We start from the raw sequence: 22,503 nt of genomic DNA on the forward strand, positions 1-22,503 counted from the left end.
TTAAAAAAAGCCTGCTAACACTACATTAAAGTGCTGGAATTGACCAAGCTATGTGTTTGTCGTGTTGGAGTGGTAAATATTACCTAAGTTAGAAATGAGGGGGTTATGGCTGTCAATTTTGCTCCGACTTATTCTGCGACTAAAGAATCCTTGGCAGAGGTATTTCAAAATATTAATGCCCAAAGCTGTCCAAGGTATTTTAACTTTCATATGCATACCATCTACTCTGATGGAAAATTGCAGCCACATATATTGATGGAGCAAGCGATCGCTATCGGCTTAAAAGGGCTTGCTATTACCGATCACCACACTGTCGGTGGATACCAAGCAGCACAAAGCTGGCTGAAAAATTGGCAGCATCACAATCCAGACGCTAAAGTTCCTCAGCTTTGGACTGGTGTAGAAATTAATGCCAATCTTTTAGGTGTGGAAGTCCACATTTTGGGTTATGCTTTCGACCTAGAACATCCAAGCATTAAACCATATATTCAAAGGAGAATTGTTACAGGCGAAGAATATCAAGCGGCAAATGTGATTGCTGCTATTCACAAAGCTGGTGGTTTAGCAGTACTTGCTCACCCCGCACGTTACAGGCGATCGCATCTAGACTTAATTCCTGCTGCTGCCGAAATTGGTATTAATGGTGTGGAAAGTTTTTACGCCTACAACAACCCTAATCCTTGGAAACCGAGTGCTGTAGAATCACAACAAGTGCAACAATTAGCTGCTAAACACGGGCTTTACAATTCCTGTGGAACTGATACTCATGGATTAAGTCTTCTGCAACGATTGTAAATAATTATATAAAATTTGCGGAGGGAGTCTGATTTCAAAATTCTGAACTAGTCTATTAATCAATGTTTTTAATCCAAAATCCAAAATTAGTATTACTCCTGGTTTAACTAGCCAGGAAGCTTAATTGTGTTACCTTCGCCTACAGGCTCATTGCTCTGAGGGCATAACTTGATTGACTCTAAACTATTTTGCTTACTTCTTAATTTTTTTGTGATCCGTTTTTAGCTTCACTCTCATCCGGCTATTGAACTTATATCTTGAATTTCTATTATGGATTTTTTGTTTAATTAAAGATTTGATTGGCTTGGGCAAATTGATATTTAATTCTGGTATTTTCTTCTTATTAAATAGATGCTTTATTGATTTGCCTTGGTTAAGGTTTATCTTGATTTCTTGTCCTATCCTAAGTTGAATAATACTTCTTGTTGTTAGTTTGGAAGTTAGCTTATTCTTTCTTTGACTTAGAGTGGTTAATCTTTTTGGATGAACTGTAAATTTCGCTTGTCGCTTTTTCGGTTGAATGTGAGATGATGATGGTATATTTGCCTTAGCTTTGACTAGATATTTTTTTGGTTTTTCTTTACTAACTACTGTTCTTTTCTGTTTTAATGTTATTTTATTAGAATTTGAAATAAATAATGGTCTTATCTTTTGAGGCTTCTTGTACTTATATTGTTTAGTAACTAGGGGAACTGATGCAGGAGTTACAATAGGAGTAATAACAGAATCTGGTGTAGTTGTAGAAACTTGTTTTTTAACACCATTGAAGCTGATAATTAATGCTGAAACAGTAAAGAATCCTACTCCGGAGCCAATGAGAACTTTCCACAATTGTTTAGTTATCCAATTTGGATGAGAGATAGCTGTAGTTGCCAAAGGTAAAGCTGATTTTTGAAATATTTGCAAGAGTGTATTTGGCTGACTTAAATCTTGCTCAATTTTCTGCAAGCATCGCAAAATTACCTGCGTGTTCTGAGGACGCTGATTTGCGGTAGGAGCCATTAAATAATCTATCAAATCTGCTAGAAGTGGTGAAATATGCAATGCATAATTGCGCCAGTTTAACTTGTTATTGAAAGGATCATAAATATCTACATCTTGAGGATCTTTACCTGTAAGCAGAAAAACAAAAGTGCGTCCTAAAGCAAAAAAGTCAGACTGTTGTACGGAATAACCATTTTGTTGCTCTGGCGGAGAATATCCTCTAGAAACAATTCTGGTATGGCAAACTCCAGCTAATATGGTTGTAGTAACTTGCCTGACTGCCCCAAAATCAATTAAAACAAGCTGTCCGTTAGGTCGGAGCATGATGTTTTGAGGCTTAATATCTCTATGAAAATACTGTTGAGAATGTATGAGAGATAGAATTTCAACCAGTTGTTTGAGCCAATCAAGAGCTTGAGTTTGAGAGATTGGTTGATTGTGACGTGATTGCATCCATTGTTCTAAATCAACTCCCTCAATTTTTTCCATTACCAGACAGTGCAACGGCGCAGAGCTACCTTGAGGGAGAACTGTAAAATAACCATCAGAGTCTACTTTGGGAATTCCAGGATGTTTGAGGAGGCTTAAAACCTGTGCTTCCTGCCGAAAAAGCTCAATGGCTTTTGAATTATTGTCTGTCAGAACTTTTAAAACTTTGGGCGTACCGCGATCATCTACTACCCAAGTGTTACCAAAACCTCCTTTTCCCAGCCGCTCTACTACCCAATAACGGTTTTGCAGTAGGAGATCGAAGCCACAGTTACAACACTTAGAAGTATTTGCATTAGCTGGATCGAGAGGATTTGGACAGTGGGGATTAATACAATAGCGCATGATCAAAACACTATTTGCTGATTTTGCCAGTCATCATCGCCAGTGCGATCGCTCGCCATTCTTATTGTACCTGCATTAATTTGACATTATGCGTATTTTCACTGTGTGAAATATGAATTCTTGAACTTTTCTCCCAAAATACCGAGTATACGAATTTCACAGCAATACTTCCAAGTATCTTTTTTTCGGTAGACTAACAATTAAGTCACTCATACCTAATTATTGCGATTATGGAATCAATAATCGTGGTCGCCCTTCTCATTGGTTTCGTGCTACTGTTTGTGCCACGTCCAAAGTCATCATCGAAACCAAAAACCTGTAATTGCCCACTGTATGATACGTGTCAGCATAAACAATCCATTGAAAAAATTATGGCTGGCGATGGGGGAAATACTCGTGACTCATCTAACTAAAAACACAGATCCCCAACTTTTCTAAAAAGTTGGGGATCTAATCTAATCGGCAGTTGCTATAACGGAGCGGAGTCGGGGAAGTTCCGCCTCCGGGGAACCTCCAAGGGCGTACTGCTTCTTTGAAGCTTTGAGCCTCCTTCGGAGGAGCAACGCTTTCGGAGGAAACCTCTACACCCTTACGGGAAGTCGCTCCGCGCCTACAAACTTCTCTCTGCCCTCTGCCTTTTATTTAACCAGCCCGATCACTCGGCGGTATTTGTTCGGGAGGAGCTTCTGCTGGCGGAGCTAGTTCAGCATCAGGAGCAATTTCTTCAACCGGAATTTTCTCTAAATTTTCTACTACTGCCTGTGCCTCAGCAGCAGCTTCTTGGGCAGCCTCTACCAACTCAGGAGATGGGGGATGGGGTGGAATTGCCTCAGGTACAGTCTCGATTGTGGCTTCTGTTTCGGTAGGTGCGATCGCTTCTGCTAGTGGTTCTGTTGTCGAAGTTCGATTGTCGATAACCTCAACAGCAGGTGTTTCTGTAGTTTGGGCGATCGCTTCTTTAATTGTGGGAGTTTCAGGTGCCTTTTTAGTTGTAGTCTTTTGGAATCGACCTTGTAAACCAGAAATAACGCCGCTCAAGCTATTTTGTACTTGGCCAAGTCGTTCCTGCAATGAGGACAATTTACTAACCTGCTCTTCAATGGTTGTCTGCACCTCCTGAGTAGTAGGTACTGGAGTTTGCTGTACCTTGGGTGTCAACTGACGGCGTAGTGAAAGCGTTTGCCAACCAAACCAAACCAAAAGTGCAACACTAGCCAAATGTCCTAATAAAAGCCATCCTGATAAGCGTGGCGCAAACACCCATAACATTAAGGCGTAGAACAACCCTACACCGCTCCAGATAAAATCATTTTTGCGATGTATTTCTGGAAAAAAGAAAGCAGCCATGTAAATCGCTATACTACCAAGTCCAACTACTAGCGCCAGGATATATGCCAGCATTTTCTGGTTACTCCTTCTACGTAATCACTAACTAATTTTGCAAATTTTGCAAGAAAATTGTTGATTTCAATACAAATTAAAATTTATTATCTGTGTCGGATGTGCATTTATAGTCTGTGAATTAACTCTTAATGTCTTCTTTAGGGGAGAAGCGAAAATCTCGGACTACCCTAAAGATAACTGGAAGAGTTAGCCAAAATCATTTATGACACTACAAAGCTTCGGTGTGATTGGCTTGGCCGTGATGGGAGAAAATATCGCTCTGAACGTAGAGCGTAACGGCTTCCCAATCGCAGTTTATAATCGCTCCCGCGACAAAACCGATAAATTTATGGCGGAGCGCGCCGAGGGTAGGAACGTTAAAGCTGCTTATACCCTGGAAGATTTTGTCGCCTCTCTAGAACGTCCAAGAAGAATTCTGATCATGGTGCAAGCTGGTAAGCCAGTAGATGCAGTGATCGCTCAACTTAGACCCCTGCTGGATGAAGGTGATATCATTATTGACGGTGGAAACTCTTGGTTTGAGGATACCGATCGCCGCACCCAAGAATTAGAACCCGCCGGATTTCGGTTCATTGGTATGGGTGTCAGTGGCGGTGAAGAAGGAGCACTAAACGGCCCATCCCTGATGCCTGGAGGAACAGAAAGCTCTTACCAGTATCTGTCGCCAATTTTCAATAAAATTGCCGCTCAAGTTGATGACGGCCCTTGTGTAACCTATATTGGCCCTGGTGGTTCCGGTCACTATGTAAAAATGGTACACAACGGCATTGAGTACGGCGATATGCAACTAATTGCCGAAGCCTACGATTTGCTGAAAAATGCCGCCGGACTTGACCACAAGCAACTACACGAAGTATTTGCGGAGTGGAACACCACCGACGAACTCAATTCATTTTTGATTGAGATTACTGCCAATATTTTCCCTTACATTGACCCAGACACAAGTTTACCTTTAGTTGAATTGATTGTAGACTCAGCAGGGCAAAAGGGAACCGGACGGTGGACAGTACAGACTGCTTTGGAATTGGGAGTTTCGATCCCGACAATCACCGCAGCAGTCAATGCCCGAATTATTTCTTCTTACAAACAAGAACGGGTAGCAGCATCCAAGGTATTGACAGGTCCTAGCGGCAAGTATAGCGGCTCAACTAAGGACTTTATCAATATGGTGCGTGATGCCCTATATTGCTCTAAAATATGTTCTTATGCTCAGGGCATGGCGCTTTTGTCTAAAGCTTCACAAACCTATAACTGGAATTTGAAGCTAGGTGAATTGGCACGGATTTGGAAAGGCGGCTGTATTATTCGTGCTGGATTCTTGAACAAGATCAAGAAAGCTTTTAATGAAGATCCGGCACTGCCTAACCTTTTATTGGCTCCTGAATTTAAGCAAACAATTCTCGACAGACAAACAGCTTGGCGCGAAGTGTTGGCAACCGCAGCAAAATTGGGAATTCCCGTGCCAGCATTTAGTGCATCTTTAGATTACTTTGATAGCTATCGCCGCGATCGCTTACCTCAAAATCTCACCCAAGCACAACGCGATTACTTCGGAGCACATACCTACGAACGGCTCGACAAACCAGGAACTTTCCACACCGAGTGGGTACCTGTAACTGAAAAATCAAAGTAAATTTTCATATAACTCCTGAATAGGAGGTTGAGAAAGTGATTCTGAGTTTTCAGAATCGCTTTCTTTATTAGGGATTACCAAAAAATAAATTATTCAATCAATAATGTAGGGTGACCCACCACTATTTGAGAGTTGATGGTGCTTTACGGACTATCGTCTTAACACAACGGCAGTTTTGCGATTAGAAAATCTACACAGCAAACTGCCTCCCTACAAATTAGATACAGCGTTTTGCAAGTACATGAGGTACACTTCTCCCTAACCCTCCCCTTGGCAAGGGGAGGGTTAGGGAGAGGTATTTCTGTACCTCACGAAGTTGAAATCTGCTGTATTTTTTGATTGGAAGTCCCTTAACTTAAGATGAATAACCAGATGTTGCGCAAAAGTTGTATTTGACTTTATCAAATCAAGATTTTCTGGAATTCTTAGTTGTAGTTTTGCACTATCTCTTGCCAGTGGTGTTTTTCACACTGGCTTTTTTCTACGTTTAGCAATTATAGGACTTACGCAAAATCCTTATAAAATCCTCTTTCTACTGCGTCTACAGCAGATGCCTTCTACTTAAAAGCACTAAAATTTATGAGATGTTGCATGAAAATTGTATATAACTTTATAAAAACATAATTTTCTGTAATTCTTATATACAGTTCCTTGTGCTAGATGAACCTCATTGGTATGCTACCTTTCGCCAGTGGTAAGAAAACCCTGGCGTTTTTTATTTTTATACGTTTCTCTTCATCAATAGTCTGCCTCATATCTTGAAAAGCGCAAAATGCTAGTTTTGCTAAAAATTTGCTTTTAGCATTCCCCAACTACTATGTCCAATGGCATTTCTAAAGATGCAAATAATGTTTACATGATATTGCAAGAAAATTGCATATAAATTGACAGTGCTTTATTTCTGTGAATTATTAATTTTGGATTTAGAAAATTCCGGAAAATTTAGTATTAGAATATTTTATCTGCTTACACATAATTTTTTTGTAATTTATACTTGAATTAAGTTATTTTCTAGTCAAATTCTCCTGAAAATGGAATAATTATGTGATTATCTTGGAAAGGTATTTTTCTTTCACAAAAAACTAAATCTCTATTCAGAGTAGTTATTTCTACCAATAGTGATTAAAGATGTGTAGACTAAACTGCGCCAAAATACTTATAACTTTTCTTTAAAGATGAACAAAAAATGGGCAACGAAACGGATTACCGTAAATCTGGCATCAAGTGAAGCTGAAAAACTTGAAAACTATTGCCAGCAAACGGGTAGACCGGCAACAGATGTAATTCGGGAACTAATTAGAGGATTATCCGTACAAACACAAGATGAACAAAAAATGGTCGATTAATCTATTTTCCAGAAATACAGAATAATAAACTTACCGCTCACCCAAATATTTAGCTCTCATTTCTTCTAATTCTTCATCTATTTTGCTATTACCAGTAGACTGATTTGTCGGTTGTACTGATGGCTTTGTCTTTTGATTTTGGGGCTTATTACCACCAAGAAATATAGTTTTTAGCTCTTCTAAATCTTTCTCTACTGGATTTCCGATTGAGGTTGATGTAGAAGCGGGCGGTGATGTTGCAGTTGGCTGATTTGGTACTACAGATTTAGCGATCGCCTGTGAGTTTTGGTTCAAATCTCTAAGGACATGATCAGCTGTTTGATAGCGTCTCGCCGGAATGCTTTCTAGTATTTTGTCTAAAATCCGACTTAACTCATCACTCAGTGGAGATTTTACATATTGCCGCCAAAGCCATGCATCGTTGTTAACGTCATACAAGTCAAAAGGCGATTGCCCTGTTAATAAACGCAGACAAGTAGCACCCAAGCTGTAAATATCGCTGGCAAAAATCGCCTGTCCGCGAATTTGTTCGGGTGCAACATACTCTGGGCTACCAATACTTGTACCTGTGCGATTGAGGGCTGTGTTGGTGAGAACTTTAGAAGCACCAAAGTCTACCAAAACTGGTTTGCGATCGCTTTCACGACGAATAATATTTTCTGGCTTAATGTCGCGATGAATAACTTGCCTGGCATGACAAAATTGCAACACTGGCAATAAATCATTCAGCAGTTGCCGGATCTGCTTTTCGTTATAAGTTCCCTTTTCTGCTAATTCCTGCGCTAAGTTTTGTCCATCGATAAATTCTTGCACGAGATACTGCCTGTCATCTTGGGTAAAATGTGCCAAAAGTTCTGGAATTTGCGGATGTTTGCCCAATTCATCCAGCCGCACTGCTTCTTGGTTAAATAACTCCACTGCTTTTTGCACAGTACTAGTGCCTTGTGCTTGTGGGTAAAACTGCTTAATTACACACCGTGGTTTGGAGGGTTTATCCTCATCTACTGCTAAGAAAGTCCTGCCAAAACCACCTTGTCCTATGGGTTTGATAGCGCGGTAGCGTTCCTTGAGAAATAACTTGGCACCACAGGTTAGGCAAAAGTTACTATGATTGTTATTTTGAGGCTTGGGGCAGCTGGGATTGAGGCAATAACTCATATTGAGGACTCACCTGAAAATAGGGACTAGGGACTAGAGGCTAGAAGCTAAGGAAAAGAGGTTTTCATAAAGTATTTTGTTATGGGATTAATCAAATGGGTTGATGATTTATAACTGTCTCTATTTTGCCCTGCTCTGACTGATTGTTGGTATATTTGATAGTGATTAAAGGATTTTTAGCTCTTGGCTGCTGCTCTCTACCGTGCTTGTTCGCGCTTCTCAAACAATAAGGAGATGCTTATGCTGGTGAGAACTTGGCGCTTTATTACTATTACTCTCGTCGCCCTGAGCATGGGGATGGCATGGTGTCATGCATTGGAGCTACCAGCCAAGATGGGTTATGATAGTTCCCTTTGGGTGACGCTCCATCAAACTCTGTATGTAACTTTTGGCCCGCCTAATATTGGTGCATTTGTTGAGGTTGCTGCCCTGCTGGCGGCGATCATACTAACTTTCCTCGTCCGCAAACGTCGTACAGCCTTTCGCTTCACGCTGGTGGGAACAGTTTGCCTGCTAATAGCTTTTCCTATCATCTTCTTTGCATTCACTGAGCCTGTGAATGCCCAAGTGAGACAATGGACAATTGATACAATTCCAGCAGACTGGATGCGGTGGCGCGATCAATGGGAATACTCACACGCGACACGCTTTGTCTTTCAATTAATTGGATTCTGTGCGCTCCTGCTTTCGGTGCTTGTTGAGACTCCAAAAAACCGTCCGCTCACAGAAGCTTCCACAGAACGCCAACGCCAGGGTGTAGCTTGATAATAGCCTATCTTTGAGAAATTCTGTTAGACAAACGCCTCCGAATCAGAGGCGATTTTTCTTATTAATAAATATAGCGGTTCTGCTGTTTGGTGAAGTACGCAACATATGTCTGGTAACCAACTAAAGAAGCTGTTTTACTTCTGAGTTCTGAGTTTTGAATTTTATTATCTTTGCAATTGAAATATAACAATGATGTTGTGTTGAATTGCATGGAAGTTGTATACAACTTTACAAGACCATATTTTTTTGGAATGCTAAGTTTTATGGGATTTATTCCTAGTTAGTTAGTCATAATCAGTTTTTGCTTAAGGAAGTTTTACAATGGTTACCCAAATATCAGTTAATAACCTAGTAGATGATTTGGCAATTACAGATTTAACAGAAGAAGAAGCTAAAATCATTATAGGAGGTCAAGACATTTCACTTTCTCCTTCTTTTACTGTCCAACCACCAAATTCCTCTACTCAGATTCCCTGGCAAAGTTTAAATCCTCTTGTGACACAAGGTTTACTTAGTATTGCAAATTCTTTCATTCCTTAATGACAACATCTTTAAAACAGCACTATTGAATTAGAATAATTGCCTCTTGTACCTTTGTGGAAAGAGCCTTTTGCAGCCCTTGCCAAACTTTCTCTATTAGTTTGTCAAAAGCCTCTTGATTGGCTATTAGTTGTTCTTGCAGCACCTTCTCTAACTCAGGTTTGATTTGTTCGCAGATATCCTCAATTTTTTTGTCGCTTAAAAAACTAGAACGCATCCAACCGGGGATATCTACATTTGTCTTGATTGCCTCTTGTACACCTTTGCGATTTAGTTCCATCCCTGCTGCCATCACTGAAGCTCCATAAACCAATGCGATCGGCCAGATTAAATGTCCTGTTAATATCAAAGTAATGATACTAGCAAGAGTGCCTCCGCCAATCACAACATTGACGATAAACGCCACCGTATCGGCAAGAATTGCATCTCCGATTCGCAACTCTGGTTGGACAAAATCTGGGTTAATGCTATCTTCAAATCTTAAACTGCTTCTAGGGATATGAAATTTTCGACAAATAGGATCGGTTTGAGCAGCTAAGTTGGGTTGGATTTTGTTGTTAAACCAACTGATGCATTGATTGTTAATTATTTGTTGAGCGTTATTACCCTTAAACCATTGCTCTGCTCGATACTTCATTGATGTTTCCAATTCGGCTAAAGTCCGGATTTGATTTTTTTGCCAATCTTTTAAACTTGGTTTGACTGTGTTTTCAAGCAAGCTATCCGCCAGCAGCCTAGTTAAGGATGTGATTAACTCTGGGATATATCTTTCAATAATCTGTTGGAGTGTGTTTGAGTCAAAGAGGGTGTTAACTTCTTGTTTAAAAGCAGTGGCACGCAAATCCCATCGCCCCACTCGCGCTAATCCTAATGCAATACATCGTTCAGGCTCTGGATCTGGGCGAAGTAACGTTTGGGGATCACTAAAGATTTCCTGACAGATTTGGCGAGTAAACTGCATTCGAGATGCACCACCAGTCATCAGTACGAGTTTCGGTACGATATTTTCTTCATCTAGCTTTTGTTTTGCCTCGTTGACAGCTGCGTGAAAAGATTGAAGCCAACTTTTTTGCCCTAGTTGGGGCAATGGTTGGTTCAAGATTTCCTCCATAATTAATTTGTTAACTTGGGGGATAAAGTAAATTTGTTCGTTAATAGACTCGAAGCCACGAGCAAAGGTTTGGGGATCGCTGTATACCTGCTCATTAGAAAAGTAATCTTCTTTGGCTTTGCGGCAGGCAAGTTCACAACGAGCTTGATGATGGGGATATTCTGTGAATATTTTTTCGAGTAATTGCGATCGCTCGTGTTGAGCAAGAGTGCGCTCAAAAATGGCTTTGTCGATTAGGGATGCTCCTAAAGCGTTACTTCCAAAATCTATAGGAATTTCCTGCAAACTTTTAACTAGGGTAAAATCTGTGGTCGAAGAGCCAATATCAATCATTAGCACCGATGATCTAAGTTTTTCATACTCTAGTTTGCCGGCTTCTTTAGCTTGCATGAAAGCAGCTCGTGATTCGGGTACAACAGTCAACAGAGGAATGCCAGCTGCTTGAAGTAGCCTTTGGTATTCTTCCCTTTCACTCATTGTCCACCCGGAAGGGCAGCCAACATAAAAGTAGCTACTTTCCCCACCTTCAATTTGCTTGCTTTCTTTGAGTTTGTGGTAGTAGGTGGCAATAAAGGTGCTAATTGTCTCCCTATAACTTGGATCGTTGTTTGGTTTCTGCTTGAAAGAAATTTGCAGTCGAGTAACGCCAGCTTGAATTAAGGCTTGTTCTCCGACAAGATAACCAAGCTGAGGATGCCAACCAAGAGCCGTGACTTGGTTTTTCTTGTTATTCACTTCCAGCATTTGGGGAGGTTCGATGCTCTCTACTATTGCTCTTGCAACAGCTGTTTCACCATGCCCTAAATCAAAACCGATTGTCTCAAAAATTTTCATACTTTTGTTGTCTATTATTCTTTAGCCTGAGAGTATGCTGGCTCTATTACCCGCCCACGCCGCAGCAAGCGATCGCCTTTCACCAAAGCAGGAGTTATAGTTACGTAATCTTTGGTGGCAGGATCGATGCTGGGCTCAAAGTCAAAATTCTCGCGATCGCGATCAGGCTCGTTTGGTTGATAAATTTGAGCACGAATTCCTTGCTCTATTAAAATCTGTGGCAGAAGTTTGGCAAGCTCTAACACCATTTGAGGTTGGGCGAGAAACGATGCCCCAATTAGTCTTTGTAAAAAATTTAATAGCTCTGGTAATTCTTCTATACCGCGTTCAGCAAAAGGTTGGTTTCTTTCTTCAACTCTAGCAACTGCTAAGTCAATGGTGTGCAGAGCATCGGCAAGGTGATCTAAAAGAACTCTGCTATCTACCCGTAGAATCGATTGGGGTAATTCCAATCGCTGGGGCAAGTTATTTTCCTGATTATTTTTGTCGAGTTGAAGAACAACTTCCAGCCCTAAAAGTACAGAAGCTAGCAAGATACCCATCCACGCGCCTGGCGTATTTTCGGTTAAATGGAACAACCAACCGAAAATACCTATATAGATTAGTGCCTTTAGCAATTTCAAGATTAACTTTTTGGAGGTAGAGGTTGTTGTTTCCTGAATAATTTGCTGTTGTTGAGTAACTTGAGTTTGGGTAGCCGCAGCAAGAGTGGCAATAGACTGCCGTAGTGTATCCAGGAAAAAGGAAGCTAGACGTACTTGAGCTATATTTAGCTCACTCACGTAGATTCTTTCCAGGCGATCTAGTTGGTTGTGAACTAGCTTAACTACTTCTTCAATACTGGTTACTTTGTCAATTTCTGTCTGAAGTTGGTTGCGTTCTTCGCTAAACAGTGTGGATAGTGTTTTCATTACCTTGAATGATAGCGATAATTTAAGATATCCATAGCAATCCTAACTAGACATTTCTTTGGTGGCTAATGGTTAGTGGCTAATGGCTAATAGTTAAATGTCTGTTAGCTGTCTAGCCAGCACAAAATTTTCACACCCCTACCATGACTGCTAAATTTATTCTTGCGTATTTTCAAGAGCGGTAATATATAGCCAATCTAAGCATATCCATAGAGCCATAAATTCTAAATCGGCTGATAGTATGGTAATTCTCTATCCTTTAGTCGCAGATGTTCAGTTCCCAGCTCCCTGACTTCTTTAAAGAAGTCGGGGTTATATGGGCAATCCAATTTCAGATTTAGCGATCGCGCAAAAAGTTACGATCCATGTGGCTAAATCACAAAAACAAAAATTTGGCTAATGTATAGATATCAGTGTTTCGGCACACGAAACCATAATTACGATATCCATCATCGAGCCAAATTATAATTTAATTATAGAAGCGATCACTTTAATTGAGAGCTTATTCTCATGACAGCACAATCATTGTGCAAGTTTTCTTAATTGTCATCAATCTTCTAATTGTAGGTAAAAGCCTTTGCCTGTATTCGTAACTTTAACAAGCTTGCGATTTATTAATCTTTGAACGATATCGTTACTAAATTTGATATCACACAATTGGGCGCTGCCACCATGATTGCGGATATATTGCAAGCATAGGTCATCATGGGACTGAATTTGAGTGTATAGATGCTTGTTGCTATTCATATTATTTTGTTTTCCTACTGCTGAAAGACATCATCCATATTCCGTTTGACAACAAATAGACATACAGAATTTGCAAAGTAACAGACTTTGCAGTTTGTATTTGTTGTTGGGAATTGAAGCTTGAGTATTAGAAAGAACAAAAATTATCTTTTGAGACTGACTCAATTGCTTGCTAATTTAAATTTAAGTTAAGTAAGATTGAGATTTTATTTTTGTGAGCGTGTGCGAAGTCTTACTCAATCTGAAAGTTTTTACCGTCTTCATCAAAAGCTGCGGATGCCTATCATACACGTAACTTCTGAATGACATTAATCTTCGGAATTTTTTGCGCAAATACTTATACAATCTTTCTATTGAAAGAGAGTATAAGAATCAGTGACACGAGGTATATTTATTTTTCCCTGGCTTTTCCAAGAAGGGCAAATGTAATTTCGCAGCCAGCAAGAAAGTTCCCAAGCATATCTATTAGATATTTCATCTAATAGGAAGATAGCGCTACTAAGGCTTAAAAAGTCCACAGCCTCTCCATAAAATTCTAATGGGAAAGCCAAAGTTTTTAAAAGATTTTTGTATTGATACCATTCCTGATTTTCCTTTTCGGCAAAACAATAATTACTCAGAGAAAACTCTGCAATACTTAAATTTAAGCTTTCATCGTAAGCAAATATAAAAGTCTCGCCGTTTTTCTCTGATTGATAATCACTGGGAAGCCAAAAATCTACACAAAAAAACTGGTAGTTGGTAGATGCAATTATCATGAGCTTTAACACCGGAAGTAATTAATACTTACAGTCAAAAAACTGTTAGTAACAGATTATTTGCATTCGTTAATTCTGCAAATATTCCTTTAGGTAGATTAAGGCTTTATTTTTTATCTTTTCTCTTAAGTATTTCTGATTTTTTATTTATTATAGTTTTATTTTTACTTATTTCTTATTATTTTCTTATTAAGTTCTTATTGTATCTTTATTTTTATAATTTATTTCAATTTAATTGGAAAATTCAATGACAATAAAAATAACAATTTTACCTACCATTAACCTTGATCAGAGGTATTATTTCTGGTAAGTGTAATTTGTCAGAATAAAGATAGTTTCTAAGGAAAAGTACAGCACACAGTTAAAGTATGAAGTCTGAATTCATAAAATCCTTCATCCTTCATCTTTCCTTGGTTATGTCTGTGTTCTTACGCTGACAAAAGTTGCGTACGTTCCGAAGCTGCTCGATCCCAATTTCCTAAATTTGCTGCTGCATCGTAGCTGCTTTGCAAAAAGGTGAGAAGCACTGCATCTGGATTTTCAGCCTGTCTTACTACCTCATATGGTAAGACAAACTCTCGCATCTCGGAACTGTAAAACGCTTCCTTTGGCTGGATGGGGTAATCCTTGAATCCTTCTGGCTCTGGGTAGGCGTAGGAGTAAAAAATAGGTTCTGTGATTGCTCCGGCACCAGGCCAAAAACCGCAGCTACTGACTTCATGAGAATAGGCTTCTCGCGTTACCCAATCTGCCATGTTAGGAATTCCACCTGGATGATCTGGAGCACGACGCCCCGAAAAACGAGTCACAGCTAAATCGAAGCTGCCCCAGAAAAAGTGAACTGGGCTGCATTTACCAATAAAACGCGAGCGAAATTCTTTCATGATCCGATCTGCTTGCACAAGAATGCGCCAAACGCGCTGGGCGTATTCCGGATCGTAAGCTGTATGTTTGCGATCGCGCTCAAAAGGAATTGGCTCGGCAACTTCTTGGGGCATCGTCCAAATTTTCACTTCGATGCTACTCGCTGTTAGTGTGTCCATAATCTCTTGATAAAAATCAGCTACAGAGCGAGGAACAAGGGCAATTCTTTTGGTGGTGCCATCACTAATATCGATTTGTAAGTGGTGAGCGATAAAATCAAAGCTAATCTCAAAGGTGCGTGTTCCGTAAGGAATTGAAGAGGTTGTTAGTCCACGTGGTGTGACATACAAAGTAGATTGCCACCAGTGGTTGAGTTTGGGAGATAAAGCCAGTCGAATTTTACCAACGCTCTGAGTCCACATATGTAAAGTTTCATACGTATCTTGCCATTCTCTCAAGGGCAAGGTAGGCCAGATGACATCGGTTAATGTTCCACGAACAGTCTCTGCCATAAAAAAACCTCCATGCGAGGACATTAAGAACTCAGCATCTATGTATAAACTAAGACTATACGAGTAAACAAAAATGTTGCCTATTCTGTATACAGAGTACACGAAACTGCCGCAAGTTTTCGTGAATTTTCTCTTCTGACACAAATTCCATCACTGCTTTTGAGCAGAAAGTTCTGAACTGGTTGCGATCAGTTCAGTCCTTGTTTATTGATGTCTTATTTTTAAGCTACTAGTCTGTTATTTTTCCACTTTACTATTTGAGAGCTATTAGTTTTCAATCTGCAAAATTACTATCGGTTATCCGCGCAGATAATGACTGCTTAGTTGATATGCATACCTCAAGTTCAAGCAACCTCTACAACTTGTGAGTTTCTAAATATGAAATTTAACACTACTAAATACACTTCAATCTTTTTCGTTACGCTAGCCCTAACAACACTACTTCAGAGTGCAGTGTTGGCACAACCCGAAACTCCTAACGGTACCTCCGAACCAACTAATACAGAGTTTTCTAGTACACCAAGTAACTCTACATCAATTCTGAGGCAGTTAAATCTTTCCGAGCAACAAAAGCAACAAATTTGGGAAATATTATCTCGCAGAAGCCGTCAAATTCGACTGGTTCTCACTCCAGCGCAACGAACTAGACTTGAACAAGATCTTAGCTCTGGGACAAGACTAGATATAGCACTCATGGATGCAAATATCAATGATGGGCAAAAAGAGCAGGTTGCTAGTATTATTCGTAAAACAAATCAAGAAATTGCAACTGCGTTAAACCCACAGCAACGCCAACAAGTAAAAGCTTACCTAGAGCAGGAAAGTGCGCCAGAAATGCAAGTTCCGATCGCATATTAACAAGAACAATCCGGAAATATTGCGATCGCTTTTAGTTTGGCAATGCTATATCCGCCAAAATACCCAAAAAAAGAGTTGAGTAACTTAGTAGGTGTTGAAGCCTAACGATTACTCAACTCTTCTCATTAGAATGACAATTATCCTCTAATTTTGGAATTTCTAGCAGTTGCCGGATAGATGGGCAATAAGCAGCTTTCAAGACTGTTCCCTGTTCCCTTATAAGGGCATTATGCAGGGTTTGTTTGTACTCTTTTCTGGAGTAAGTTGATAATTGCAGCTTTTTCTAAAATTCCGACTAGCACGCCATTGTCACGAATCACGGCAAGTGCAGATAATTTTTGTTGTTCGAGTCGCTGCATTACTTCCAATAAGGGTTGATCGGATTGTACAGTACTAGAGTCTGCAATTGGTTGCGTTACTTCTCTAACTAGAGTTTCTGTCCATAATGTAGTTGGAATGGAACGCAGATTATCAACAGTTATCGCTCCCAACAGTTGCCCGTTATCATCTGTAACTAAGAATCGACGCCAGTTTTGCTCATTCAAAACCTGCTCGTCAGCAAACTCTCTCAAGCTAAGATGAGCAGATACAACCGGGCTATCCAGTGTTACAGCATCAGCTGCTGTTAAACCTGTGAGTTGTTCTTGTACTCTTGCAAATTGAGCGGCATTACCAGCATTTTGCAGTAAGAAGAAACCGATTAACAAATTCCAGAAGTTAGCAAAGCTGCCAAATAACAGTAGTGGCACTAAACCAGAAGCGATCGCAACCCAACCAAAGATTTGTCCGACTCGGCTGGCAAAAGCTACACCCTTGTAAGGATTACCCGTAATTTTCCATACTAAAGCTTTCAGTATATTTCCGCCATCCAAGGGCAAGCCAGGAATGAGGTTAAACAGTGCTAACGCCAAGTTAACAAAAGCTACCACACCAATAATCGCTGCCAAAGGGCCAGATGCAGCAGTAGCAAAACTAATGGCTGTAAAGAGACAGAACAGCAGTAAACTAACTAAAGGCCCGGCGATCGCTACCCAAAAAGCTTCAGCTGGAGTTTTTGATTCTTTCTCTAAGCTTGCCAATCCGCCAAATATAAATAATGTAATTGATTTGACATCAATTCCTTGGCGAATAGCGACAAAGCTATGTCCTAATTCATGGGCAACAACAGAGCTAAATAAAAGCAACGCTGTCATCAATCCCAGTAACAAAGCTAATCCCCCACCTAGTTGAGGGAATTGCGCTCCTAGTCCGCTACTATAGCTCCAAGTTACCAAACCCAAGACTAAAAACCAGGACGGATGAATATAAAAGGGAATCCCAAAGAGGTTGCCAACGCGAATTGTGCCATTCATGGTGTTTACCTTTGATTTCAGCCACCAGAGGTTTGTTTTTGTACCTCTTGATGTTTCTATCGTAACGAAGTGTTAAGCAGTTTTAATCTTTTTGGCGGTAGTGGAGTCCGTCTGTTTGGGTGTGGTTATGCGAATATAATCGTATGTGCTACTTCTGCTACAGCTTCTGGTTTTTTTACAATCGCTGATATCTGCACATAAAATTTATTCAGCCATTTCCTTAATCTGTTCTAACTGCTGCACTTGTTTTAATAGGCGGGTGGCGATGCGATCGCACACTACTTCACATAGCTCAAAAATTACCGGATCGGAAATCTGATAAAAGACGCTCACTCCGTAGGGATGGCGAGAAACCATTCCTACTTGCGTCAAAACTTTCAGATGTTTAGAAACATTCGCCTGTCCTAAACCCGTTGCTTCCACAATTTCCGTTACACTCTTAGAGCCAGATCTTAAACAATTCAAAACTTGTAATCGGCTAACTTCTGAAAGTACTTTAAAATACTCAGCAACTTGAGCAAGAGCTGTAATTGATATCTCTGACATAAACTTTTAACAATCTTTTTTAATATATAATTATATAGTAATATAGTAATTTAAGGCTTCTGAATTTAGTTGCTTGAAATTACACACAGAAATCAACTTAGCAGGCTTCACTTTCCAGGGAGGAACCAATGGAAAACATGAAAAAGATTAATGATGAGTTAACTGTATCCGGGCAGGTAACGGCAGAACAGTTGTATGAAGTAGCAAATGAGGGCTTTAAGTCAGTAATGAATTTGCGATCGCCTGATGAAAAAGGTTTTTTAACTGACGAGGAGCAACAAGCCAAAGCTTTGGGGCTACATTATGTAAATATTCCAGTCAAAGTTGATACCTTAACTGAAGAACAGACAACTAAAATTCTCAAAGAAATAGACGAACTTCCTAAACCAGCCTTAATTCATTGCGGTACAACAATGCGTGCTGGTGCAATGTCTTTAATGAATGTAGCGACACGGCAAGAAATGACACCAGAGCAGGCTTTTGAGAAAGCTGGTGAAATTGGCTTTGATTGCAGTTCTAATCCAAAAATGAAAGAGTTTTTCGCGCAATATGTCTCTAAGAATGCCTGGAACTGCAGTTCCTCTCTCATAGCTCAAGTCAGTTAAAACGGACTGAAAACCCTACCTAGTCTACAAAAGTAGACTTTAGCCTTGAGCCAAGAAATTTATTTTTTAGCGGACAAGAGCCTAGATGCAAAATATAAAACAGGCTTCTTCAGATTGATCTGAAAATTGCAGTCGGAGGAATAAGCGCTATGGCATTAGTTTTAGAGCAAATTAACGTAGAGGGGCTGGCGCACTTATCCTATCTTGTTGGCGATGACAAAGCGGGTGTAGCAGCAGTCATTGATCCTCGCCGCGATGTGGATATTTATCTGCAAAGAGCGCGGGAGATGGGAGTTAGAATTACCCACATTATTGAAACCCACATCCATGCAGATTTTGTCTCCGGTTCCCGTGAACTCCAAGGGCGAAGTGGTGCGTCTATCTATGGAGGTAAGAGTAATGCCTATCAATTTCAGTTGCACCAACTCAGTGAAGGTGACGAATTGAAAATAGGCAGCGTTACTCTACGTGCCTTGCACACACCAGGGCATACACCGGAACACCTTTCGTTTTTGATTTTTGATGCCAAGCAGGGTAAGGAAGCATTTGGCATCTTTACTGGCGATACTTTATTTAATTTAGATGTTGGCAGACCAGATTTGCTAGGTGGTGGCACTGAAAATAAGCTGGCAGCGCAACTATATAACTCAATCTTCGACAAACTAGTGCCACTTGGTGATCGCATAGAGATTTATCCTTGACACGGTGCTGGTTCAGCCTGCGGTAAATCAATCGGCGATCGTAGACAAAGTACTATCGGTAACGAGAAACTATTTAACCCAGCGTTGCAAGCACGTAGCCAACAAGAGTTTATTGAGTGGATATTAAGCGGAATGCCAGAACCGCCCAGACACTACGCACGCCTTAAAAAAGTCAACGCTCAAGGTGCAAAGGTGATGGGTTGTGTACCGACTTTACAACCGCTCTCACCACAGGAGTTTGAGAAGATGATGGCAGACGAAAACATTATCGTCATCGATACCCGTTCAATTCTTGCATTTGGTGGGGGGCATATTCCAGGTGCCATCAACATCGCCTTACGAGCTGAATTTCCGAACTGGGTTGGCTGGATGATTGAACCAGAGAAAACACTGTTGCTTGTCATCGAGAGCGATCGCGACGTTAAACTAGTAACAGAACAGCTATTCAGGCTTGGCTACGATCACTTAGGCGGCTACTTACACGATGGCATGACAAGTTGGCAAAATGCAGGCTTGCCACTACAGCATCTGGGTGAGTGGACAGTTTATGAATTAAACGAACATAAAGAAGATCCGAATTTAACTGTGCTGGATGTACGCAGCGATGATGAATTTCAACAGGGCAAGGTACCTGGGGCTACACACATCTATGTACCGCATCTCGAAGCACATCTGAATGAGTTGGATAAAAATCAAGCGATCGCAACCTACTGTGGCAGTGGTTACCGTGCCTCAATCGCTGCTAGTCTCTTGCAAAAACACGGTTTTGACAAAGTTATTAACGTTCCCGGATCGTGGAATGCTTGGAAGGCTGCGGGGCTAGCAGTAGCAAGTTAGTTGTTAGTCATTTAGAGTCATCTACTTATTGCAACCATAATATCAGGAGAACTTCAATGCTTTTAATTCAGCAAGAATACCAATCTAGCTTTGATACTGCCATGCATTGTGCAGTAGAATGCGAACACTGCGCCAAAGCCTGCATGGGTCATCCAGACATGGTTAAATGCGCTCAAATGTGTCTCGATTGTGCCGAAGTTTGCCAAACTCTTGCAACTTACATGGTTCGTGGTTCGTACTTCATTTCCCATCTTGCACGAGCTTGTGCTGACATCTGCGAAGCCTGTGCGAAGGAATGCCAAAAGTATAACTTGGAACATTGCCAAAAATGCGCTAGGGTTTGTCAACAAGCGGCAGAGGAGTACCGGAAGATTGCTAGCATTAGGACAACAAAAGTTTGATTAGTGAACAACAAGATCCCCAACTTTTTTCAAAAGTTGGGGATCTGAGCCTCTCGATTTTCACACCTGAATACTTATAAATTTTCTATTACAGCAAATTTCATTTATTTGAACCACAATTTATTGTCGGGCGTGTTTAGCAGATATCCTTTCGGTTTGAGCTAGAGATTTAAACAAAACCCGCCCCTACAGTATTATGTGGTCTATTCATCTGAAAATGGCTGTAAGTACCTACGCATAAATATTTAGACATTTTTCAACACGACTGAAATAGCTGTATTCTTTCCCCCAACCCTATTCCCCGTTCCCTTTTCTAACTAGATAATTTATTTTGCACGACCACTTAATAGTAAGCTCCTACAAGACTATAAATTAAAGCAGTTAGTACTAAAGTGGTAATTGTTACGTAAATCCAGTTGCGTTGTTTAACAAAAACTAGCAGAGAAACTACTACCCGCAAAATTGGCGTAGCTATTAGCACTAACAATCCCAGCTGAATTATGCCACAACGACTACCAGACAAAACAGCTGTTACAACACCAGTGGGAGAACGCAACTCGGATGGTTCACCGTGAAAAAATTGATAATCAACAGGTTCAGCCCCATGTTGTAATAAATAGAGTATGCCACCAAACAAAACCATACTACTAGCAAGCAAAACACCATATTTCAGCAGATTACTCAATAAGATATTGAGTAGATGTAAATTCTGTATAATCTGCGATTGTTGATTTTCAGTGTCAACATAGATGTCTGTAGTTTCAAGACTTGGCTTAGTTAATGCATTGATGTCAGAGTTAGCATTTTGTAGCTGCAATGGTAAGGTAATAACTCGACTATCTGACTGTACAGAGGTTGACAACTGATTAGAATTTAATTTAAACATACTCAATTCCAATAGCAATTACCTAGTGCAGTCTGCCAAGTTGCTTGCCAATACTGCCGTTTTTGGATATTAAAGTTTGAATTGTTTAGATTCCTCCAGCGAGATTTTGATAAACCATTTTCGCAGCCATTGATACCAACACCAGACTAAAGACAATTCTTAATATCTGTGTCTTTGCACCTACCAGAACTCTTGCTCCTAAAAAAGCACCAGGTAATATTCCTAACATGACTGGCATAGATAACCCTGGATCAATATAACCACGGGCGAGATAAACTCCTGCTGATGCTGCGGCGGTAACACCAATCATAAAATTGCTTGTGGTAGTCGAAACTTTGAAGGGGATACGCATAATTTGATCCATTGCTAAAACTTTAAACGCTCCTGAACCAATTCCCAGTAACCCAGAAATTGCACCAGCAACCAACATCACGGCAAATCCAGCTGGTATAGCATGAACTTGGTAAGACATCACACCTTCAGGTGTGGGATAAGTACCGTTGAGTTGGAGATAATCAGCAAGAGGATCGGTTATGTCGTTTTCTGGATTTTCTAACTTAGGTTGCCCTGAAAGATAAGCAGAGTAAAGTAGAACAATTACCAAGACAATAGTTAATGCTTTGACAGACACGAACGTCGCCATCAAAGCACCAGCGATCGCCCCAATAGTTGTTGCAACTTCTAAAAACATTCCCAAATGTAGATTCGCAAAGCCTTTTTTAATATAAGTTGAGGCTGCACCAGCACTTGTAGCAATGACAGAAACGAGTGAAGCGCCTACAGCATAGCGAATATCAACACCAAATACAGAAGTTAGCAAAGGGACAATGACAACTCCTCCTCCTAAGCCTGTCAATGCCCCAACAAAGCCCGCACTGAAAGCTCCCAGCCACACTAATAAAGAAAATTCTAGGATGTTCAAAAATTAAAGCTCCTCATCCAATTGGGGCAAAAGGCATGAAATTTCTACTATAAAAAGAACGAGTCAGAAACTATGCGTCGCTTGTGGATACGTTAATTTATATTCATATAGCTAAGTTAAGCGTAAATTTATTAGGATTTTTAGACATAAATAAACCTATATTAATCTGATTTGATTACTGAAATATTCGTGGAGA

At 40.3% G+C, this 22,503-nt stretch carries 22 protein-coding genes; 10 read left to right on the forward strand and 12 right to left on the reverse strand.

Going from position 1 to position 22,503, the window contains the following annotated elements:
* The first annotated feature begins 105 nt into the window (after positions 1 to 105).
* On the forward strand, positions 106 to 795 hold the full coding sequence (locus tag QUB80_RS17160) for a PHP domain-containing protein (RefSeq protein ID WP_289790736.1): 690 nt from the start codon (positions 106 to 108) through the stop codon (positions 793 to 795).
* A 192-nt stretch (positions 796 to 987) separates the two neighbouring features.
* Here the strand turns inward: QUB80_RS17160 and QUB80_RS17165 are convergent, their stop codons facing one another.
* Entirely contained in the window at positions 988 to 2,613 is a 1,626-nt protein-coding gene (locus QUB80_RS17165) for a serine/threonine-protein kinase (protein ID WP_289790971.1), read from the reverse strand.
* A gap of 642 nt (positions 2,614 to 3,255) precedes the next feature.
* Positions 3,256 to 4,014, reverse strand: coding sequence for a Ycf66 family protein (locus QUB80_RS17170; protein WP_289790737.1), 759 nt, complete (start codon positions 4,012 to 4,014; stop codon positions 3,256 to 3,258).
* 205 nt (positions 4,015 to 4,219) lie between these two features.
* Here QUB80_RS17170 and gnd point away from each other — a divergent pair, with 205 nt between their 5' ends.
* Positions 4,220 to 5,650, forward strand: coding sequence for an NADP-dependent phosphogluconate dehydrogenase (gnd, locus tag QUB80_RS17175; protein ID WP_016876892.1), 1,431 nt, complete (start codon positions 4,220 to 4,222; stop codon positions 5,648 to 5,650).
* Between the two features lie 1,175 nt (positions 5,651 to 6,825).
* Positions 6,826 to 6,996: a ribbon-helix-helix domain-containing protein gene (locus QUB80_RS17180; protein WP_289790738.1), complete on the forward strand. Its 171-nt coding sequence runs from the start codon at positions 6,826 to 6,828 to the stop codon at positions 6,994 to 6,996.
* A gap of 30 nt (positions 6,997 to 7,026) precedes the next feature.
* Here QUB80_RS17180 and QUB80_RS17185 read toward each other — a convergent pair whose 3' ends face one another.
* The gene (locus tag QUB80_RS17185) at positions 7,027 to 8,154 is read right to left on the reverse strand and encodes a serine/threonine-protein kinase (protein ID WP_289790739.1); all 1,128 of its coding nucleotides are present in this window, start codon (positions 8,152 to 8,154) and stop codon (positions 7,027 to 7,029) included.
* Between the two features lie 240 nt (positions 8,155 to 8,394).
* Between QUB80_RS17185 and QUB80_RS17190 the strand changes: the two genes are divergently transcribed.
* Both QUB80_RS17190 and QUB80_RS17195 read left to right on the forward strand, forming a co-directional pair.
* Complete coding sequence (locus QUB80_RS17190; protein ID WP_289790740.1) at positions 8,395 to 8,919, forward strand: anthrone oxygenase family protein; 525 nt, start codon at positions 8,395 to 8,397, stop codon at positions 8,917 to 8,919.
* A gap of 324 nt (positions 8,920 to 9,243) precedes the next feature.
* Positions 9,244 to 9,462, forward strand: a complete 219-nt coding sequence (locus QUB80_RS17195) for a hypothetical protein (protein WP_289790741.1) — start codon at positions 9,244 to 9,246, stop codon at positions 9,460 to 9,462.
* A 22-nt stretch (positions 9,463 to 9,484) separates the two neighbouring features.
* Here the strand turns inward: QUB80_RS17195 and QUB80_RS17200 are convergent, their stop codons facing one another.
* The 5 genes from QUB80_RS17200 to QUB80_RS17220 all read right to left on the reverse strand — a co-directional run bounded on the left by QUB80_RS17200 (position 9,485) and on the right by QUB80_RS17220 (position 15,199).
* Positions 9,485 to 11,407, reverse strand: a complete 1,923-nt coding sequence (locus QUB80_RS17200; RefSeq protein ID WP_289790742.1) for an Hsp70 family protein — start codon at positions 11,405 to 11,407, stop codon at positions 9,485 to 9,487.
* A gap of 14 nt (positions 11,408 to 11,421) precedes the next feature.
* The gene (locus QUB80_RS17205) at positions 11,422 to 12,318 is read right to left on the reverse strand and encodes a hypothetical protein (protein ID WP_289790743.1); all 897 of its coding nucleotides are present in this window, start codon (positions 12,316 to 12,318) and stop codon (positions 11,422 to 11,424) included.
* Between the two features lie 549 nt (positions 12,319 to 12,867).
* On the reverse strand, positions 12,868 to 13,065 hold the full coding sequence (locus tag QUB80_RS17210) for a hypothetical protein (protein WP_289790744.1): 198 nt from the start codon (positions 13,063 to 13,065) through the stop codon (positions 12,868 to 12,870).
* A gap of 350 nt (positions 13,066 to 13,415) precedes the next feature.
* Positions 13,416 to 13,823 carry a hypothetical protein gene (locus tag QUB80_RS17215; protein WP_289790745.1) on the reverse strand — a complete coding sequence of 136 codons (408 nt, stop codon included), beginning with the start codon at positions 13,821 to 13,823 and terminating at the stop codon, positions 13,416 to 13,418.
* A gap of 428 nt (positions 13,824 to 14,251) precedes the next feature.
* Positions 14,252 to 15,199 (reverse strand): DUF5996 family protein, encoded by a 948-nt coding sequence (locus QUB80_RS17220; protein WP_289790746.1) that lies wholly within the window; start codon positions 15,197 to 15,199, stop codon positions 14,252 to 14,254.
* Between the two features lie 378 nt (positions 15,200 to 15,577).
* On the opposite strand from QUB80_RS17220, the gene QUB80_RS17225 reads away from it, so the two are divergent.
* Complete coding sequence (locus tag QUB80_RS17225; RefSeq protein ID WP_289790747.1) at positions 15,578 to 16,057, forward strand: midas domain-containing protein; 480 nt, start codon at positions 15,578 to 15,580, stop codon at positions 16,055 to 16,057.
* Between the two features lie 227 nt (positions 16,058 to 16,284).
* Here the strand turns inward: QUB80_RS17225 and QUB80_RS17230 are convergent, their stop codons facing one another.
* Together QUB80_RS17230 and QUB80_RS17235 are read right to left on the reverse strand one after the other, a co-directional pair.
* Positions 16,285 to 17,409, reverse strand: a complete 1,125-nt coding sequence (locus tag QUB80_RS17230; RefSeq protein ID WP_289790748.1) for a site-2 protease family protein — start codon at positions 17,407 to 17,409, stop codon at positions 16,285 to 16,287.
* Positions 17,410 to 17,613: 204 nt separating this feature from the next.
* The gene (locus QUB80_RS17235; protein WP_289790749.1) at positions 17,614 to 17,955 is read right to left on the reverse strand and encodes an ArsR/SmtB family transcription factor; all 342 of its coding nucleotides are present in this window, start codon (positions 17,953 to 17,955) and stop codon (positions 17,614 to 17,616) included.
* 128 nt (positions 17,956 to 18,083) lie between these two features.
* Here QUB80_RS17235 and QUB80_RS17240 point away from each other — a divergent pair, with 128 nt between their 5' ends.
* The 4 genes from QUB80_RS17240 to QUB80_RS17255 all read left to right on the forward strand — a co-directional run bounded on the left by QUB80_RS17240 (position 18,084) and on the right by QUB80_RS17255 (position 20,499).
* Positions 18,084 to 18,560, forward strand: coding sequence for a protein tyrosine phosphatase family protein (locus tag QUB80_RS17240; protein WP_289790750.1), 477 nt, complete (start codon positions 18,084 to 18,086; stop codon positions 18,558 to 18,560).
* Positions 18,561 to 18,709: 149 nt separating this feature from the next.
* Positions 18,710 to 19,261, forward strand: coding sequence for an MBL fold metallo-hydrolase (locus QUB80_RS17245; RefSeq protein WP_289790751.1), 552 nt, complete (start codon positions 18,710 to 18,712; stop codon positions 19,259 to 19,261).
* Positions 19,262 to 19,345: 84 nt separating this feature from the next.
* Positions 19,346 to 20,098 (forward strand): rhodanese-like domain-containing protein, encoded by a 753-nt coding sequence (locus QUB80_RS17250; protein WP_289790752.1) that lies wholly within the window; start codon positions 19,346 to 19,348, stop codon positions 20,096 to 20,098.
* A gap of 56 nt (positions 20,099 to 20,154) precedes the next feature.
* On the forward strand, positions 20,155 to 20,499 hold the full coding sequence (locus tag QUB80_RS17255; RefSeq protein WP_289790753.1) for a four-helix bundle copper-binding protein: 345 nt from the start codon (positions 20,155 to 20,157) through the stop codon (positions 20,497 to 20,499).
* 343 nt (positions 20,500 to 20,842) lie between these two features.
* On the opposite strand, the gene QUB80_RS17260 is transcribed toward QUB80_RS17255, so the two are convergent.
* Positions 20,843 to 21,385, reverse strand: a complete 543-nt coding sequence (locus QUB80_RS17260) for a DUF1634 domain-containing protein (RefSeq protein WP_289790754.1) — start codon at positions 21,383 to 21,385, stop codon at positions 20,843 to 20,845.
* Positions 21,386 to 21,470: 85 nt separating this feature from the next.
* The gene (locus QUB80_RS17265) at positions 21,471 to 22,307 is read right to left on the reverse strand and encodes a sulfite exporter TauE/SafE family protein (RefSeq protein WP_289790755.1); all 837 of its coding nucleotides are present in this window, start codon (positions 22,305 to 22,307) and stop codon (positions 21,471 to 21,473) included.
* Between the last annotated feature and the right edge of the window lie 196 nt (positions 22,308 to 22,503).

The organism is Chlorogloeopsis sp. ULAP01 (assembly GCF_030381805.1).
GTDB lineage: Bacteria > Cyanobacteriota > Cyanobacteriia > Cyanobacteriales > Nostocaceae > Chlorogloeopsis.

Coding starts and splice junctions, on each gene's coding strand:
- QUB80_RS17160 (WP_289790736.1), top strand. CDS start 106: ATGGCTGTCAATTTTGCTCCGACTTATTCTGCGACTAAAGAATCCTTG.
- QUB80_RS17165 (WP_289790971.1), bottom strand. CDS start 2,613: ATGCGCTATTGTATTAATCCCCACTGTCCAAATCCTCTCGATCCAGCT.
- QUB80_RS17170 (WP_289790737.1), bottom strand. CDS start 4,014: ATGCTGGCATATATCCTGGCGCTAGTAGTTGGACTTGGTAGTATAGCG.
- gnd (WP_016876892.1), top strand. CDS start 4,220: ATGACACTACAAAGCTTCGGTGTGATTGGCTTGGCCGTGATGGGAGAA.
- QUB80_RS17180 (WP_289790738.1), top strand. CDS start 6,826: ATGAACAAAAAATGGGCAACGAAACGGATTACCGTAAATCTGGCATCA.
- QUB80_RS17185 (WP_289790739.1), bottom strand. CDS start 8,154: ATGAGTTATTGCCTCAATCCCAGCTGCCCCAAGCCTCAAAATAACAAT.
- QUB80_RS17190 (WP_289790740.1), top strand. CDS start 8,395: ATGCTGGTGAGAACTTGGCGCTTTATTACTATTACTCTCGTCGCCCTG.
- QUB80_RS17195 (WP_289790741.1), top strand. CDS start 9,244: ATGGTTACCCAAATATCAGTTAATAACCTAGTAGATGATTTGGCAATT.
- QUB80_RS17200 (WP_289790742.1), bottom strand. CDS start 11,407: ATGAAAATTTTTGAGACAATCGGTTTTGATTTAGGGCATGGTGAAACA.
- QUB80_RS17205 (WP_289790743.1), bottom strand. CDS start 12,318: ATGAAAACACTATCCACACTGTTTAGCGAAGAACGCAACCAACTTCAG.
- QUB80_RS17210 (WP_289790744.1), bottom strand. CDS start 13,065: ATGAATAGCAACAAGCATCTATACACTCAAATTCAGTCCCATGATGAC.
- QUB80_RS17215 (WP_289790745.1), bottom strand. CDS start 13,823: ATGATAATTGCATCTACCAACTACCAGTTTTTTTGTGTAGATTTTTGG.
- QUB80_RS17220 (WP_289790746.1), bottom strand. CDS start 15,199: ATGGCAGAGACTGTTCGTGGAACATTAACCGATGTCATCTGGCCTACC.
- QUB80_RS17225 (WP_289790747.1), top strand. CDS start 15,578: ATGAAATTTAACACTACTAAATACACTTCAATCTTTTTCGTTACGCTA.
- QUB80_RS17230 (WP_289790748.1), bottom strand. CDS start 17,409: ATGAATGGCACAATTCGCGTTGGCAACCTCTTTGGGATTCCCTTTTAT.
- QUB80_RS17235 (WP_289790749.1), bottom strand. CDS start 17,955: ATGTCAGAGATATCAATTACAGCTCTTGCTCAAGTTGCTGAGTATTTT.
- QUB80_RS17240 (WP_289790750.1), top strand. CDS start 18,084: ATGGAAAACATGAAAAAGATTAATGATGAGTTAACTGTATCCGGGCAG.
- QUB80_RS17245 (WP_289790751.1), top strand. CDS start 18,710: ATGGCATTAGTTTTAGAGCAAATTAACGTAGAGGGGCTGGCGCACTTA.
- QUB80_RS17255 (WP_289790753.1), top strand. CDS start 20,155: ATGCTTTTAATTCAGCAAGAATACCAATCTAGCTTTGATACTGCCATG.
- QUB80_RS17260 (WP_289790754.1), bottom strand. CDS start 21,385: ATGTTTAAATTAAATTCTAATCAGTTGTCAACCTCTGTACAGTCAGAT.